This window comes from Paenibacillus sp. J5 (assembly GCF_054955055.1).
The window spans coordinates 261661-276356 of the sequence record NZ_JBUEDD010000002.1; the positions used below are offsets into that span (position 1 = coordinate 261661).

The following is a 14696-nucleotide window of genomic DNA, read 5'->3' on the forward strand; positions in this document are numbered from 1 at the left end:
CGGTAATTTACGTTGGCGCTGGCACCGGCTTCAGACATGAGGCACGGTCGCTTGCGATCCGACGCAGCCCGTATCCTTCACATGATCACAGCAGCCTCAGCCTTGCCAGTGGATTAGGGCTTCGATTAAGCCTATGCTTCCACAATCTCATTAGATGGCGGCTGGGTCTGTTTGACATTATTATAAAAAAATCTTCCCCTTGCGCAGTGTGATCGAAATAACACCAATTGCCACAGTTCTGTGACATTGTTCCGACGCAAAATCCTAGCATGCTAACAAAAAAGCCTCCAAGCATTCGCCTGAGTGCCCATCCTAGCGATATTTTTAACGGTCTGCATTCGGCAAGGCACTCTGGGGAAAGATATGCCAGGAAGATAATTGCTTATAAGGAGGGCGGTTACGATGTGTGGAATAGCTGGAATAATGACAAGCGATGCGGCAGCTCCAAGGGATGAAGTATTGCTTCGTATGATCGAGATCATGAGGCATCGAGGCCCAGACGATATGGACATGTGGAGCGCTCCTCACATCGGGCTTGGCTTTTGCAGACTGTCTATTGTCGATGTGGAGGCGGGCAGACAGCCGATAAGCAATGAGGATGGGAGCGTCTGGCTTGTATTTAATGGCGAAATCTACAACTACAGGACGCTGCGTGCACAGCTCCAGGCCAGAGGGCATCAATTCAGCACAAGCAGCGACAGTGAGGTCATCGTCCACCTATATGAAGAGTATGGAGCGGATTGTGTGAAGCGATTGCAGGGGATGTTCGCCTTCGTGATCTGGGACAGCGGACAGCAGCAATTGCTCGGAGCCCGCGACCCGTTCGGAATTAAACCTTTCTATTATACGGCTCGAGATCACTCGCTGTTGTTCGCCTCTGAGATTAAGAGCCTCCTGAGTGCTGCCAGCAAGCCTGGTGCAATGGATCTGGAAAGCCTGAGACACTATCTGACCTTTCAATATGTACCTGATCCCATGACGATGTTCGAGGGCATCAGCAAGCTGCCCCCTGCTCATCTGCTGATCGCTCGTCCAGGAAGCTCCGTGCGTCTGGAACGCTATTGGGAAGGCGCCTTCAATTCTCAGAAGCGGCCGCTGAGCGAGTGGAGCGAGCAGATTCGCGCTGCGCTCGATAGCTCCGTGGGCCGCCATCTAAGCGGCGATGTCGAAGCCGGCTGCTTCCTGTCCAGCGGCATCGATTCGACCGCCATTGCTGCACTGATGCGCCAGCGCGGCATGGTCAAGACCTTCTCGGTCGGGTTTGACGGCGAGAGCAATGAGACAATCTGGGCCGCACGCACCGCGGAGGCGCTCGGTACCGAGCATTACAGCAAGGTGATCAGTGAAGCAGAGTATTTTGACTCGATTCCCCAGGCTGTATGGCAACAGGACGAGCCGGTCGCCGATCCTTCGGCCATCGCCGTCTACCATCTGGCGGAGCTGGCAAGCAACCATGTCAAGGTTGTGCTGTCAGGTGAGGGCGCTGATGAGCTGTTCGGTGGCTACCGGATTTATCGTGAGCCTGCCTCACTCGCTCCGATCGCATGGCTACCGGATAACCTGCGTCGAGTTCTGCATCGACTCGCAGGGCGGCTGCCGGAGGGGATGAAGGGGCGCAGCTACCTGCTGCGCGGGACAACGCCGCTGGAACAACGGTTTCGGGGCAATGCCAGCATTTTCACCGAGCAGATGAAACATGAGCTTCTGCAGCCAAGCTGGTGGTCAGAGGAACCACCGAATCCCGATAAGATAGTTGCGCGGCTCTATGCCTCCACACGCCATCTGGATGCCGTCGCCAGAATGCAGCATATCGACTTGAACTTATGGCTCCCGGGCAATATTCTCATGAAGGCGGACAAGATGTCGATGGCTCATTCGCTGGAGCTGCGCGTACCCTTTTTGGATACAGAAGTTTTTGCACTGGCCGCCGAGTTGCCCCGTCAGCTCAAGACGGCCAAGGGAACGACCAAATATGCGCTGCGCAGAGCACTCGAAGACGTCGTACCTCCGTTTATTGTCCATCGCCCTAAGCTTGGATTTCCCGTCCCGCTCCGCAGGTGGCTCGCTGGTCCGCGAGGAGTGGAGTTGCTGGAACAGATTGACGGCTCCGGGATTGGAAGCTATATTCGCTCGGATTATGTACATGAGATGCTTCGGCGTCATCGCCAAGGACAAGGCGATTATTCCAGAAGGCTATACACGCTCTATATTCTCGCCTTATGGCATGACAGCTATATCCGCAGCTTTGGCCGCATCTCGACAGATGAGCTTGTCCGCCGCGAGCGCATTGCGCCGGTACTGCCTGGCGAATCCTCTCTTTCCACCACCGCCCTCTGACAATGGCTTTCTATTGAAGCGAAGCCAGCATGAACCGCCTCGCCATGGCACGGGGCGGATTTCCCCCTAACCCACAGCTAGCTTGACCGAATCAATCATTAAATTCCCCATGGAATCTCCCGCTCCCATCCCTATGACTTCAATTCGGTCCATTCCGACCATTGTAAACCCCAGCGTCTGTCCAGCCTGCAGCACTAAGCTCTCTACCACAGCTTGGCGGTACATAAAGCGAAGCATGGCTGTCGTATTCGGTTCAGGACTTGAGGTCGCTACTCCGGTAACTCTTACAATTTCGTTAGTCACATACAGCACAGCACTTTCCGTTTCCGATACATACCACGGGCAGTTAATGCACCGACTGGTCAGCGAGTCTGTTCCACGCAGGCTACTCTGGTCATCCGGACATCGTTCCATCACATCCCCTCCTCTGCTCTTTTTATTATATTGAATCCCCTTCTGAATGACCGAGTTTTTCGTCTATTTCCTTCCAATTGGGCATCGGCACGCGAACTTCTCTACGATGTTGGTGAAACGCCCAAATAGTAATGATTTTCCGCCCGGCAGAGACAACAACCCACTACGACTCATATATATGGTAAAAAGTGTTGTAGAAGGAGGATTCTTAAACGTGAGAAGCCGTTGCCCTCCTCGCTATCTGTGTACCCGCCCGCTTACATTGTTCCACATGCATTATAATTCTCTTCTGATACCATCATTTGCCTTGAGGAAGCGGTTGGCTAAGCCACGCAATACCAAAAAACGGCGCTGCTCCAAGCGTGGTCGGCCACAGCACAAGCGCAGCAAGCGCAGGGAGCAACGACTGAGCTGTACATGTCATCGTGTCAACCGGGGAAGGTGCACACGCAAGCGGCGCCAACAACAGACACAGCAGCGGCCTCAGCCGTGGCTAAACGGATCACAGAGTCGCACTGGCGGTGAACTATTCCGTCAAACCGCCCCCTCCGTTCCCACGCCATGGCGTGTACCGCAAACTGTCGATCCCCCTTCCCCTGCACCTCTGTCTCCTGTGACACCCGCCCCCGACCCTCAGCCTGCGCCACTGCAGTCATCATGCGAGATGGTTACTGGGAGAATATTTCAAATGAGCAACAGTGCGCCGCATGTCTACTACTTATCCTCCGCTCCAGCCTCTGGTATCGTGCGGGTGACCAATGAAACCAAATGCACGATGCGAGCCATTATTGAGGTGACAGAGGGTGAGGCCGTAGAAGGTGTCATCGAGCAGGGGCAACAGGTCAGCTTTGATGTACCGCCAATTCGCCGGCTGTCCATCGTCGGCTCCGGCGAAGGCGGCATATGCAAGGGGCGATTCGTCATCCGCCTGCGACGGGCGACCTAGCTACAGCCGACGATGGAGAACATTAAACGGAAAGCCTCGGAGGAGATGTTCATGATACAACAAGATGAGCAGCTATGCGCCCTTTCCAAGGCACGCCAAGAGCTGCGGCAGACGGTGGAGGCATGGTATGTCTGGCTGTCCTCGACTCCACATGTGCTGTTTCATTCGGAAGACCAGCAGCGAATGCAGGCACCGGTCTCCCGGCTGGATCAGTTGACCCGCTGGCAGAGCGAGAGCGCTCACGCCAAGCATGCCTGGTTTCTGGAGAACGGCATCCCGCTGCTTCGCCGTAGACTGGATAAAGGAGACTATGACCGATATGAGAGCTGAACGCCGCCCGATCGCCACAGCGATCACACAAGGCTGCGAAGCCTGGCGCTGCGGCGACGACGCCCGAGGACTGGAGTCGTTCCAGCGGGCTGCCTTGCTGCTGCTCGTTGAGCTGGAGCAGCAGGAGCAGCGCCGTGAAGAGCCAGACGATCTGCCTTACACGAGACTGTCCGCACAGCTTCAGCAGGCGCTGACACTGATGGAGGCCGGGGATATTGCCGCAGCGCTGGATGTGCTGGAGACGCTTGTCCTGTCAGAGCTGGCTGCTGTGGAGAAAGGACAGCAGTGATGCCGTCACTTTTGCAGCATAACCTGGAACGGCTGCCTCCGAAGCTGCGGGCACGGGTCGAAGCGCATATCGCCTCCACTCAAGGGCAACGCTACGAAACCGTGTCGTCCGAGAACGGATGGCCCATCGCCCGGATTCCACAGGAGAATGGCCTGTATCACACCAACAGCTTGCTCGATCCCTGGTCGGAGGCAAGCCAATGGGCTGATTCGGTCCATTATGACCATACCCGGGTCAGCATCCTCTACGGCTGCAGCTTCGGCTACCCGCTCCTGGAGTATATCAAGAGGAAAAAGCCCTATACTACAGCACTTATCTTTGAACAGGATCTATGCCTGTTCTATACGATGCTGTGCGAGCTCGACCTGACTCCGCTGCTGGAGGCTCCCGACTGTCGTTTGCTTGTTGGCGGTGTGGAGCAACTGCAGGAGCAATTGGAGGATGCCCTGACTGGCGAACTGATCCTGCACAGCAGCCGCCTAGACTGTCATTTCACCCCGCTCGCTCACCGCAATCAAAAGAAGGCCTATCTACAGCTACATGAATGGTGGATGGACATCCTGAATCTGGCTGTATCCAGTGTAGGCAATTCTGTTCACGACACGCTGATCGGACTGCTAAATACAATAGACAATGCCGAGGCCATCATTCGCTCGCCCAGACTTAGCGCTATGCGGGGAGCTTTTCGGGGTGTGCCTGCTTTCATTATTGCCAACGGCCCTTCGCTTGATCGCAATATGGAGCAATTGCGCGGAGCCGTCGGCCGCTCGCTCATGCTTACCGCAGAATCCGCGCTGCGGCCTTGTCTTGCCCGCGGCATCGTGCCCGATGCAATCTGTGTGACCGAACGCTCGCCGGATGTCTACCATTTTCATTTCGCTGCCGAGCCGCTCCCCGAGCAGGTTGCACTGGTAGGCCTGACCTTGCTCGATCCGCGGATTCCGTCTTCGATGCCGGGGCCATGGATTCCGGTATTCCGCCGCCTGGAGACATCTACTCATTGGGTGCAGCGCGCAATTATGGAGAGCGGCGAGGCGCTCAAGGGCGGTTCGTCCTCCGCCCATCTGGCTTTCGAATTCGCTCTATGGGCGGGCGCCGACCCGATCATCTTCGTCGGGCAGGATCTGGCCTTCGGCCCTGAGCTCGCCACTCACAGCACACAATCCATCTATGCCAAGGCGCAGCTCGCCGGACACGTCCAGGCGCTGCGCAGCCAGCAGCTCTATGAGGTGCCGGGGGTGAATGGCCAACCAGTGCAGACCACCAGGTTATGGCTGGAGTTCAAATCATGGTTCGAGCAGCACATCTCGCTAAATCCCGACCGGCAGTATATCGATGCTACGGAGGGCGGCGCTGTAATTCAAGGAACGGTACCGATGACACTCCAGGAGGCTGTGCAGCGCTACTGCACCAACAAGCTGGATCAGCGACTCACTGCGCTGGCACTGGCCGCCGCCCCGACCGAGGAGGCATTATGGCTGCCACAACGGAAGAAGCGTCTTCTGCAGCAGTGCGCCCACATTCAAGCTCAGCTTCTCACAGCAGCCGCACTGGCTGAGGAGGACGTGGGTAACTGCCTCATCATCGAGCAGGCTTGCCGACTTCATGAGAGGTATCCGCACGCCTTGATGCCGTCGTTCGTGGAACAGCTTATTCAGGAGCAAGGTATTGCCTATACGCGCTATGCAGCGCCAGAGATCAGCACCTACATGCAGCCGCTGCTGCTTGCCTACCATACACGTATTGATAGTCTAGGCGAGATCACATCGCTTGCACAGATGCGGGAGATGAACGGTATCCAGATGGAGATGTTCCAGGCGATTAGCGAGATGTGCAGGGCTCTATCTGACTTGCTCGGTCTAGCGGGACAACGATTGGATCGGAACTAGGGCGTGTCTGAACACTCTGAGCGAATCCGAACTGGCCGAATGCTCGTTCCAGGCAAGGCGCTTTTTCGCAGGCGTACCGGGGGTACGTCATGAACAGGCAACGCAGCTTGGGGCGAATAGGCGGGGAGAGATGCCCTTGAACGGGATTTCAGACACGACATGGACGGGATGGAACAAATTGGGCGAGACTCGTGTCATCCATCTATACCATTCCTGCCTGCATGCCATAAAATGATATTGCTATCTATAGCTCTTTTCATTTAGAAGGAGGAGTGTGTATCCATGAGTTGTTCGAGTGCGCAAAACTGCTGTCAACAACCGATTGTGAGCGTGTGTCTCCCAAGTCAGGATTATGCATTAGGTACAGCAGTTTCTAGCTTGATCTTCGGGCCCAGCCCAAGCCCGGTCGCCGCCTCCGGTATTATATCAAATAATTCGACCAACTCCGCTTCCATTACGTATACCTTCCGCCGTGGCACACGTATTGTAACGACAATTGCAGGTGTCGGCTCCGGCCAGACGAGAGCCTTTGCCGTATCAGGCTTTACCACCATTAGTGCCACCGCTACAGTTGGAAGTGCAATTGCCAACCTGTGCATGACGGAGTTTTTCCGGCCGTCTGTATAATACCATGCCTCGCCTTTTCCCCTTATTCATTATTGGGGAAAGGCATACATAACTTCTTATTCACTTTACTCCAAGAAATCCACCGATCAGCCCAATTCATATGTAGGGGGAAGACGGATGAGAGATTGTGCACAGATGACGATTCCACCCCATTCGACCATTCGCGAAGCGGCTGCCGTTATGGAAGCGAGCAGCTCACAGATCGCACTGGTAGCAGACGCAGATGATCGGCTGCTGGGTACGATTACAGACGGGGATATTCGCCGTGCGATGCTGCGCGGGCAGAAGCTCACCGATCCTGCGGCGACGATCATGAATGACCGTCCGGTTACCATCGTTCACGGCACCTCCGGCAAGCTCGCTTATGAGCTGATGTTACGCAAAAATCTCCGTCGGCTGCCAGTCGTCTCAGAGTCGGGCAGACTGCTGGGACTGGAGGTGCTGGAGGATTTTCTCCAGCCTTGCCCAAGGGATAATGCCGTTGTCATTATGGCCGGCGGGCTTGGACGGAGATTGGCACCACTGACTGACCATTGTCCCAAACCGCTGCTAAAGGTCGGCAGCAAGCCGCTGCTGGAGACGATTGTCGAATCGCTCCGCGCCTATTCGTTTCATCGTTTTTATTTTTCAGTCCATTATAAGGCAGAGATGATTGAGGACTATTTTGGAGATGGCAGCAGGTTCGGCGTACAGATCGATTATCTGCGCGAGCACCAGCCGCTTGGCACCGCAGGTGCACTCTCCCTGCTGCCTGACCCGGAGAAGCAGCCGGTGATCGTCATCAATGGCGATCTGCTGACCAGCCTCAACTACTCGCACCTGCTGCAGTTTCATCAGCAATGCGGCGGCGCAGCAACCATGTGCGTGCGGGAATATACGTATTCGATTCCCTACGGGGTCGTCGAGACGGATCAGCACCGGTTCGTTGCTGTCCAGGAGAAGCCCGCCCATCAGGCCTTTGTCAACGCTGGCATCTATGTGCTGGAGCCACCGTCCTTGCAGCATATCGCACCCGGGAAATATATGGATATGCCCGATCTGTTCGAGCAGCTCAAGCGGCGCGGGCTGGAGGCGTCCGTCTTCCCGGTGCGAGAATACTGGCTGGACATCGGCCGCCTCGACGATTATGAGCGCGCCAACCGTGAATACGGGGAGGTATTCCGATGAAGGAGCGCAACGGAGGCTTCACGCTTATTATCGGCTACGGCTCGATGGGTCAGCGCTATCTGCGGCTGCTGCACAGCATGGAACGCCAGGCTGTGGTGGTCAGCCGCCATGCTGCCGGTACCCGGGCGGCGCCAGAGGCCATCGCCATCTTCCGCTCGCTAGAGGAGGCCTGGACGATGAGCTGTCCGCAGCAGATCATCATCTGCAACCCGACGGGCGATCATCGCAGCACCCTGGAGTGGCTATTGCGCCGGGGGTTTGACGGCCCCATCCTTGTCGAGAAGCCGCTGCTGCATCCGAGCCCTAATCCAGCGGTTGATGTTCCCCTGCTGAATGCCGCGCGATCGCATGGCCGCATCTTCACCGCCTATAATCTGCGCTTCCATCCGGTCCTGCAGCGGTTGAAGCAGGTGTCTGATTCCGCCACACTGTTGTCGGTGCAAGTGTATGCTGGTCAGGATCTGCGCCAGTGGCGGCCTGGCGACTACCGTCGGAGCTACTCAGCGCGCCGTGCCGCAGGCGGAGGCGTGCTGCGCGATCTGAGCCATGAGCTGGATTATGTACAATGGCTGGGCGGCAAGTGGGTGCGTGTTGCTGCTGTTGGCGGGCAGCTCAGCAAGCTGGAGGTGGACAGCGATGATGTCTACGCGCTGCTGCTCTCGACTGAGCGCTGTCCGGTAACGACGGTACAACTCAATTACACGGACCGGATCGGGCAGCGACAGATTATTCTGAATACGGATGGCGGCACCTACACGGCTGACTTGGTGAACAGCACCCTGACCAGCGAGGAGGGAACGGAGCATTACTGTTGCGGGCGGGACGTAACCTACCGCGCTCAGCTTGAAGCGCTGTTCCAGGAACGGTTCGACTCATTGTGCGGCTTGGAGGAATCCTGGGAGACGCTTCGGCTCATCACGGCTTGTGAGCGCTCTGCCCGGCTTGGAAGGTGGATACGACATGTTGACTAGACCAGCCAGACTGTGTACCCTCTGCGCACGCGGCGGCTCCAAGGGTGTGCCCGGCAAGAACATCCGTCCGCTGCTGGGCAAGCCGCTGCTTGCCTATTCCATCGAGCAGGCGCAGAGCAGCGGCCTGTTCGACCACATCGCAGTCAGCAGCGACTCGCAAGCGATTCTGGACATCGCGCATGCCTGTGGCATCGACTTGCTGATCCGCCGTCCGTCAGCGCTGGCGGACGATACAGCTCCTAAGCTGCCAGCCATCGCACATGCGGCAGACATGGCGGAGCAGCTAAGCGGCCTCTCATTTGACATCGTGGTGGACCTTGATGTCACTGCTCCGGCGCGTACTCCTGAAGCGATCGTCGGTGCCGTCGCGCTGCTGGAGCAGACAGCCGCCTGCAATGTCATCAGCGCCCATCCTTCCCGTCGTTCCCCCTACTTCAACATGGTCGAGCAAGCTGCCGACGGGAGCGTGCACCTTGTCAAGCCGCCGCCGCTGCCGATTACGCGCAGACAGGATGCTCCGCCTACCTATGACTTGAACGCTTCAATCTATGTATGGCAGCGGGAATGGCTCAGGCAGCATCATACGCTGTTTCATGAACGCACAAGACTGTACATTATGAAGGAAACGGCGCCGGATATTGATTCCGAGCTAGATTTTATCCTTGTGGAGGAATGGATGAAACGAAGGAGAGTGGCTGGCGATGGAGAAGGCTGATTGCCTTCGGATGTTCGAGCTAAATGGCAGAACAGCGATCGTGACGGGTGGCCTCGGCATTCTAGGCCGCAGATTTTGCGAAGGATTGGCTTCAGCGGGCGCCCAGGTTGCGGTAGTGGATCTGTCGCGACAGGAGACCGCGGCATACGCCGCAGAGCTGGAGGCACGGCACCATACTTCCTGCATCGGCATCGCCTGCAATGTAGCTGATCCGCAGTCTGTTAGGCAGATGGCGGAGCAGGTCGACAGCGAGCTTGGAGGCATCCATATCGTGCTCAATAATGCTGCAACCAAGTCCGATGACCTGGAGCAGTTCTTCGCCCCCTTCGAGCACTACTCATTGGTACAGTGGCGGCGCATTATGGAGGTTAATGTCGACGGAATGTTTCTGGTTGCCCAGGCAACGGGCAGGAAGATGATCGCTCAAGGGAGCGGCGGCTCCATCATTCAGACCTCCTCCATCTACGGTCTGCTTGGGCCGGATGAACGGATTTACGAAGGGGCGCGTTACTTGAATGCCAGCATCAACTCCCCCGCGGTCTATTCGGTATCCAAGGCGGCTGTGGTCGGCCTGACCGCTTATCTCGCCGCGCATTGGGCACCGCATGGCATCCGGGTGAACACCCTGACTCCAGGCGGTGTCTTCAGCGGTCAGAACGAGCGCTTCGTGCAGCGTTACGCTGCGCGCGTCCCGCTCGGACGTATGGCGCATCCCGATGAGCTCGTCGGAGCCGTGCTCTACCTCGCCTCCGACGCCTCCTCCTATGTGACCGGTCATAATCTGTATGTCGACGGAGGATTGCATGCCTGGTAGCGGTATGCGTGGATCGCATCACGCAGATGCCGGGTGCTATGTGTCAGCTTCCAGCAGGCGGAACCGTGTATCTGCTCCGCTGGTCGTGAAGTCTCTAAGCCGTTAAGCCGCTGGGCCTTGGGCTTAACGTGCAGGCACGCCCTTGACGACCGCTCCCGCCGCCACCTCGCGCGTAACCACCGCTCCTGCACCGACGATCGCACCGCTACCGATCATCAGCTTATTATTCCCGGCACGACCTTGCAGCACAACGGCACCCGCGCCTATATACGCCCCCTCGCCCAGATGGACGTTGCCCGATAGATGAGCCCCAGGCCCAATGGTTACATAGTCCTCAATGAAGCCATCATGCGAAATCGTGCAGTTCAGATTATAGATGCCAAAATTGCCGCAGCGGATTCCGGTTGTCATCCGGCAGCCCGCCAGCACGATATTGCCGCAGCGCTCATACAGATCCGGCAGTTGTCTGGCGGCAAGTGTTGCTTCAGGATGCACCAGATTAATATAGGGCAGATGAGGATAGCGATTCTGCACCTGCCTGCGCAGCGCGGACTGACCGATCGCGATGATGAATTTCCAGCCCTGCGCAGCGAGCGTGCTTACAGCTTCCTCCCCGATTACTGGCAGCTCGCTGCTGACGCATGGCAAGTGAGGGATGTCTTCGGAGCCTGCGGGTTGCATTCGATCAGGTTGCATTCGATCAATCAACACGAGCTGTGAATAGCCAAGCAGCCACGCCAGGTCAGCGGCTTCCCTTGCCAGGCCCGAAGCGCCGAAGATCGCCAGCTTCATTCAAGCCTCTCCTCCTCGCGGTAGCTCCTGCTCGCTGGCTTGCCCAGCACCTCCCAGTATGCATAAGGGGTCATCCCGTCTCCCGGCCGCTTCACCGCTATATCCTCCTCCGTTATCAGCCTGCCCGCCTCGATGTCTCTGGCTGCTACCAGGCTTCGCCGGACGATACGCGCATTGTCTATCTCGGCATCATCCGGCAGCTTGCGTCCAGTACCGAGCGCTGCCTCCGCCTGACGGACTGCAAGCACCATCTGGGCGAAGCCTTCAGGATCAAGTGAGGCGCGATGATCCGGGCCCTCCATACCCCGGTCTAACGTCAGATGCTTCTCCAGCAGCACTGCGCCTCTGGCTGCTGCAGCCACCGCTACAACGTTGCCCTCGGAATGGTCGGACAGTCCAACCGCCAGTCCGAATGCCGCAGCGAGTGTATCCAGCGCACGTAGATTAATGCTCTCAAAGGGAGCCGGATAGGCAGTAGTGGCATGCAGCAAGGTGACCTTAGCCGTGAGCGCAGCCTGTCCTGCCCTGGATAAGTAAGCCTCGCGAAATGCAACGCGCCCAGGCCAGTCTGAGGCAGAGGCGGTGTAACCATAAGCCAATACACCTAGCGCCTGCTCAATGTCCGACAGCGTGGACATGCCTGTCGATAGCAGAATCGGCTTGCCGCTGCGCGCCAGCGCCAGCAGCAGCGGTGCGTGCGTAATGTCCCCCGAGGCAACCTTGAAGCGTGTAACAATGCGCCGCTGTCCAAGCCACGCGGCACTCTGTTCATCGAATGGCGTGGCCAGCAGCTCCAGCCCGCATGCAGCGCATTGCTGTGCCAACAGCTCATGCGCCTCCTCGGATAGCTCCAGCTTGCGCAGCATGGATAACTGGGAGTCCTCTGCTCCTGCTGCCTGTTGTTGCTGGTATGCGGCCTTGGGCGCATCGGCAGCCGCAAGACGCGATGCTTTGAAGGTCTGGAGCTTGACAGCATCGGCTCCCGCCGCTGCCGCCGCCTCGACCAGACGACTGGCCAGCTCCAGCGACCCATTGTGATTGACACCGATCTCTGCAATGATCTTCATGCCCATACCCTCGCCTCCCTCTTCAGCAAAAACGCTTCAGCCCGCTAATCCCACATCCCGCGCGGCGACACAGCTCCTCCACCATGCGCACACTGCTGTTGCCATTCCCATACGGATTGGGCAGACAACTGGCATCCATGCGGAAGGCATGGAGGATGGCGGCTCGAATGGCCGTCTCATTCGGCTCGCAGTGCAGGACAGATGGCCCACGCAGACGGCCCCGCTGCCGCACGCCAATATCGACCGTCGGCGTGCCGAGCGACGGAATCTCACACAGCCCGCTGGAGGAATTGCCTACGACGGCATCTACAACCCGAGCCGCGCTGAAGTACCGGAGCTGCCCGAGTGATGTATACACCCGGCAGTTTCGCCGATTCGACGCAAACTGTTCGACCAGCGCGCCGTAACGACGGCCTCCCGGATCGGCATTAGGCTTGGTCAGCAGGATGCCGACCTCATCCCCAAGACTATCCAGCGCCGTGAGCAGCGCCTTCAGTTCTGCCTCGGCATCGTGCTCGCCAAGCGTCGCCGGGTGATACGTCACAAGTACATTGCGCGGACGAAAAGTGAATTCCAGCTCCCGTTCCAGCTCTTGTCTTGGGAGCAGCGGCAGCTCCATGATCCGGTCGATGCCCGGGTGCCCCACCTGAATGATCGTCTCTGGAGCTTCCCCAAGTCGGCGAACTCTGCGAGCAGACTGTTCATTGGTAACAAAATGAAGCTGCGCCATTTTCGTTATCCCATGGCGTATGGCCTCGTCCAGTGCCCCTTCCGTTACATCTCCGCCGCCGATATGAGCAATCGGAATCCGGGCGAGATAGGCAGCGCTGGCCGCTGCCCATATCTCGTAACGGTCGCCCAGTACGACGACCCAATGGGGACGAAGGCGCGCGAAGGCATCGGCAAAGCCGATCATCCCGAGCGCTGTCGACTTGGCTGCTCCTGCTCCAGTATCGCTGGATACCAGCATTTCGACACGCTGCTCAATGGCGAAGCCGTCCTCGATGATCCGATCAACCGTCATGCCAAATTCCGGCGACAGATGCATCCCGGTAACGATCAGTTGAAGCCTTAGCTGCGGGAGCTCCTCAATCCGCTTCATTAAGCCATACAACAGCTCATACTCGGCCCGGCTCCCGGTTATGACTGCGATGCGGTATGGATTTAGCTGTTCCATGCTTCCCTCCGTGTGGCCCCTATGAGAAATGCACTGCTCGGAATATTAATTACCCTCTTAGCCAAGCTCTCGCTTGTTGCAAGCTCCATGCGTGGGGCATCACGCAGCATGGGCAGTTGATGCAGCGGAGTCCAGAGCGGCCGTGCCCTGATGCCCTCCTGATGGGCAAGCTCCAGTACGGCCTCCAACTCACCCTGATGCTGCTCCTCCAGCACCAAGGCATTCAACCAATAGTTGCTGCGGCATTGCTGCGGCTCACTGTAGCATTGAACCCCTTCCACTTGCTCGAATGCGCGTTGGTATGCTCGTGCCAGCCTGCGTTTGCAATCTAGCATCATCGGCATCTGCTCCAGTTGTGCCAGCGCTAGCGCCGCATTCAGATTGGGCAGCCGATAATTGTAGCCAACGGCATCATGTACAAAGCGCCAACGATGCGGCACCTTCGCCGTCGTCGTCAAGTGCCGGACAGCTCTGGCCAGCGGCTCGCTGTTCGTCACAATGGCGCCGCCTCCGCCCGCGGTCATAATTTTGTTGCCGTTGAAGCTGAATGCCGCCAGGCAACCCCAACTGCCGATATGGCGGCCTTTGTACCAGGAGCCAAGTGCTTCCGCCGCATCCTCGACCATCTCCAACCGATAATCGGCGCATACCTCTGCCAGCTCATCCAGCCGCGCCGGATGTCCCAGCGTATGCATCGGTACGGCAACACGAATACGCCTCCCAGTAAGCCGATTGAAGCAGGCGCCATCTCGGAGCACTGCGATCGACTGGAGATGCCGTCTTAATTTCCCCGGATCAAGACCGAGAGTTCGTTCACAGCTATCCGCCAGATGCGGAACTGCCCCGCAGTAATGAACCGCATTGGCCGTAGCCACGAATGTCAATGCAGGGATGATCACCTCATCCTGATTTTCCACACCCGCAACCAGCAGAGCAGCATGCAGGGCGGCAGAACCGTTCACCACAGCGACTGCATATCGCATCCCCGTGAAGTCTGCTAGCTGCTGTTCGAACTGTTCCACAAATGCCCCAGCCGACGACACCCATCCTGTATCGAGACACTCCTTTACATAGTGCCATTCCTTCCCGGCGAAATACGGCGCATGCAGCTCAACCGGCTGCTCACCTGACGGAAGCACCTGCTTCAACCGCTGCACAATC

The 14696-nt window shown here is 57.6% G+C and carries 15 protein-coding genes; 10 read left to right on the forward strand and 5 right to left on the reverse strand.

Going from position 1 to position 14696, the window contains the following annotated elements; translation table 11 throughout:
- Positions 1–402 precede the first annotated feature (402 nt).
- Positions 403–2337: an asparagine synthase (glutamine-hydrolyzing) gene (gene asnB / locus ACY1JZ_RS03715; protein WP_462628121.1), complete on the forward strand. Its 1935-nt coding sequence runs from the start codon at positions 403–405 to the stop codon at positions 2335–2337.
- 66 nt (positions 2338–2403) lie between these two features.
- On the opposite strand, the gene ACY1JZ_RS03720 is transcribed toward asnB, so the two are convergent.
- Positions 2404–2751: an S-Ena type endospore appendage gene (locus ACY1JZ_RS03720; protein ID WP_462628122.1), complete on the reverse strand. Its 348-nt coding sequence runs from the start codon at positions 2749–2751 to the stop codon at positions 2404–2406.
- A gap of 688 nt (positions 2752–3439) precedes the next feature.
- On the opposite strand from ACY1JZ_RS03720, the gene ACY1JZ_RS03725 reads away from it, so the two are divergent.
- The 9 genes from ACY1JZ_RS03725 to ACY1JZ_RS03765 all read left to right on the forward strand — a co-directional run bounded on the left by ACY1JZ_RS03725 (position 3440) and on the right by ACY1JZ_RS03765 (position 10499).
- A complete protein-coding gene (locus ACY1JZ_RS03725) occupies positions 3440–3697 on the forward strand; it encodes an S-Ena type endospore appendage (protein ID WP_462628123.1) in 258 nt (85 codons plus the stop codon).
- A 51-nt stretch (positions 3698–3748) separates the two neighbouring features.
- Positions 3749–4027, forward strand: a complete 279-nt coding sequence (locus ACY1JZ_RS03730) for a hypothetical protein (protein WP_462628124.1) — start codon at positions 3749–3751, stop codon at positions 4025–4027.
- Positions 4017–4316 (forward strand): hypothetical protein, encoded by a 300-nt coding sequence (locus ACY1JZ_RS03735; protein WP_462628125.1) that lies wholly within the window; start codon positions 4017–4019, stop codon positions 4314–4316. Before ACY1JZ_RS03730 ends, ACY1JZ_RS03735 begins: the two co-directional genes overlap by 11 nt.
- A complete protein-coding gene (locus ACY1JZ_RS03740; protein ID WP_462628370.1) occupies positions 4316–6205 on the forward strand; it encodes a motility associated factor glycosyltransferase family protein in 1890 nt (629 codons plus the stop codon). The genes ACY1JZ_RS03735 and ACY1JZ_RS03740 overlap by 1 nt, the downstream gene beginning before the upstream one ends.
- A gap of 282 nt (positions 6206–6487) precedes the next feature.
- Positions 6488–6832 carry an S-Ena type endospore appendage gene (locus ACY1JZ_RS03745; RefSeq protein ID WP_270170998.1) on the forward strand — a complete coding sequence of 115 codons (345 nt, stop codon included), beginning with the start codon at positions 6488–6490 and terminating at the stop codon, positions 6830–6832.
- 117 nt (positions 6833–6949) lie between these two features.
- The gene (locus tag ACY1JZ_RS03750; RefSeq protein ID WP_462628126.1) at positions 6950–7999 is read left to right on the forward strand and encodes a nucleotidyltransferase family protein; all 1050 of its coding nucleotides are present in this window, start codon (positions 6950–6952) and stop codon (positions 7997–7999) included.
- Positions 7996–8970, forward strand: coding sequence for a Gfo/Idh/MocA family protein (locus tag ACY1JZ_RS03755; RefSeq protein WP_462628127.1), 975 nt, complete (start codon positions 7996–7998; stop codon positions 8968–8970). The genes ACY1JZ_RS03750 and ACY1JZ_RS03755 overlap by 4 nt, the downstream gene beginning before the upstream one ends.
- Positions 8960–9685 (forward strand): acylneuraminate cytidylyltransferase family protein, encoded by a 726-nt coding sequence (locus tag ACY1JZ_RS03760; protein ID WP_462628128.1) that lies wholly within the window; start codon positions 8960–8962, stop codon positions 9683–9685. Before ACY1JZ_RS03755 ends, ACY1JZ_RS03760 begins: the two co-directional genes overlap by 11 nt.
- Complete coding sequence (locus ACY1JZ_RS03765) at positions 9672–10499, forward strand: SDR family oxidoreductase (protein WP_462628129.1); 828 nt, start codon at positions 9672–9674, stop codon at positions 10497–10499. The genes ACY1JZ_RS03760 and ACY1JZ_RS03765 overlap by 14 nt, the downstream gene beginning before the upstream one ends.
- A 123-nt stretch (positions 10500–10622) precedes the next feature.
- Here ACY1JZ_RS03765 and ACY1JZ_RS03770 read toward each other — a convergent pair whose 3' ends face one another.
- Genes ACY1JZ_RS03770 through ACY1JZ_RS03785 form a run of 4 tightly spaced genes read right to left on the reverse strand, consistent with a single transcriptional unit; the run spans position 10623 to position 14692 of the window.
- A complete protein-coding gene (locus ACY1JZ_RS03770; RefSeq protein WP_462628130.1) occupies positions 10623–11291 on the reverse strand; it encodes a PglD-related sugar-binding protein in 669 nt (222 codons plus the stop codon).
- Entirely contained in the window at positions 11288–12364 is a 1077-nt protein-coding gene (gene neuB / locus ACY1JZ_RS03775; protein WP_462628131.1) for an N-acetylneuraminate synthase, read from the reverse strand. The genes ACY1JZ_RS03770 and neuB overlap by 4 nt, the downstream gene beginning before the upstream one ends.
- A 16-nt stretch (positions 12365–12380) precedes the next feature.
- Positions 12381–13535, reverse strand: a complete 1155-nt coding sequence (gene neuC, locus ACY1JZ_RS03780) for a UDP-N-acetylglucosamine 2-epimerase (RefSeq protein ID WP_462628132.1) — start codon at positions 13533–13535, stop codon at positions 12381–12383.
- Positions 13523–14692 (reverse strand): LegC family aminotransferase, encoded by a 1170-nt coding sequence (locus tag ACY1JZ_RS03785; RefSeq protein ID WP_462628371.1) that lies wholly within the window; start codon positions 14690–14692, stop codon positions 13523–13525. The genes neuC and ACY1JZ_RS03785 overlap by 13 nt, the downstream gene beginning before the upstream one ends.
- Between the last annotated feature and the right edge of the window lie 4 nt (positions 14693–14696).

Excerpts from the sequence above, each read along its gene's own strand:
- asnB (WP_462628121.1), top strand. The coding sequence starts at position 403 with ATGTGTGGAATAGCTGGAATAATGACAAGCGATGCGGCAGCTCCAAGG.
- ACY1JZ_RS03720 (WP_462628122.1), bottom strand. The coding sequence starts at position 2,751 with ATGGAACGATGTCCGGATGACCAGAGTAGCCTGCGTGGAACAGACTCG.
- ACY1JZ_RS03725 (WP_462628123.1), top strand. The coding sequence starts at position 3,440 with ATGAGCAACAGTGCGCCGCATGTCTACTACTTATCCTCCGCTCCAGCC.
- ACY1JZ_RS03730 (WP_462628124.1), top strand. The coding sequence starts at position 3,749 with ATGATACAACAAGATGAGCAGCTATGCGCCCTTTCCAAGGCACGCCAA.
- ACY1JZ_RS03735 (WP_462628125.1), top strand. The coding sequence starts at position 4,017 with ATGAGAGCTGAACGCCGCCCGATCGCCACAGCGATCACACAAGGCTGC.
- ACY1JZ_RS03740 (WP_462628370.1), top strand. The coding sequence starts at position 4,316 with ATGCCGTCACTTTTGCAGCATAACCTGGAACGGCTGCCTCCGAAGCTG.
- ACY1JZ_RS03745 (WP_270170998.1), top strand. The coding sequence starts at position 6,488 with ATGAGTTGTTCGAGTGCGCAAAACTGCTGTCAACAACCGATTGTGAGC.
- ACY1JZ_RS03750 (WP_462628126.1), top strand. The coding sequence starts at position 6,950 with ATGAGAGATTGTGCACAGATGACGATTCCACCCCATTCGACCATTCGC.
- ACY1JZ_RS03755 (WP_462628127.1), top strand. The coding sequence starts at position 7,996 with ATGAAGGAGCGCAACGGAGGCTTCACGCTTATTATCGGCTACGGCTCG.
- ACY1JZ_RS03760 (WP_462628128.1), top strand. The coding sequence starts at position 8,960 with ATGTTGACTAGACCAGCCAGACTGTGTACCCTCTGCGCACGCGGCGGC.
- ACY1JZ_RS03765 (WP_462628129.1), top strand. The coding sequence starts at position 9,672 with ATGGAGAAGGCTGATTGCCTTCGGATGTTCGAGCTAAATGGCAGAACA.
- ACY1JZ_RS03770 (WP_462628130.1), bottom strand. The coding sequence starts at position 11,291 with ATGAAGCTGGCGATCTTCGGCGCTTCGGGCCTGGCAAGGGAAGCCGCT.
- neuB (WP_462628131.1), bottom strand. The coding sequence starts at position 12,364 with ATGGGCATGAAGATCATTGCAGAGATCGGTGTCAATCACAATGGGTCG.
- neuC (WP_462628132.1), bottom strand. The coding sequence starts at position 13,535 with ATGGAACAGCTAAATCCATACCGCATCGCAGTCATAACCGGGAGCCGG.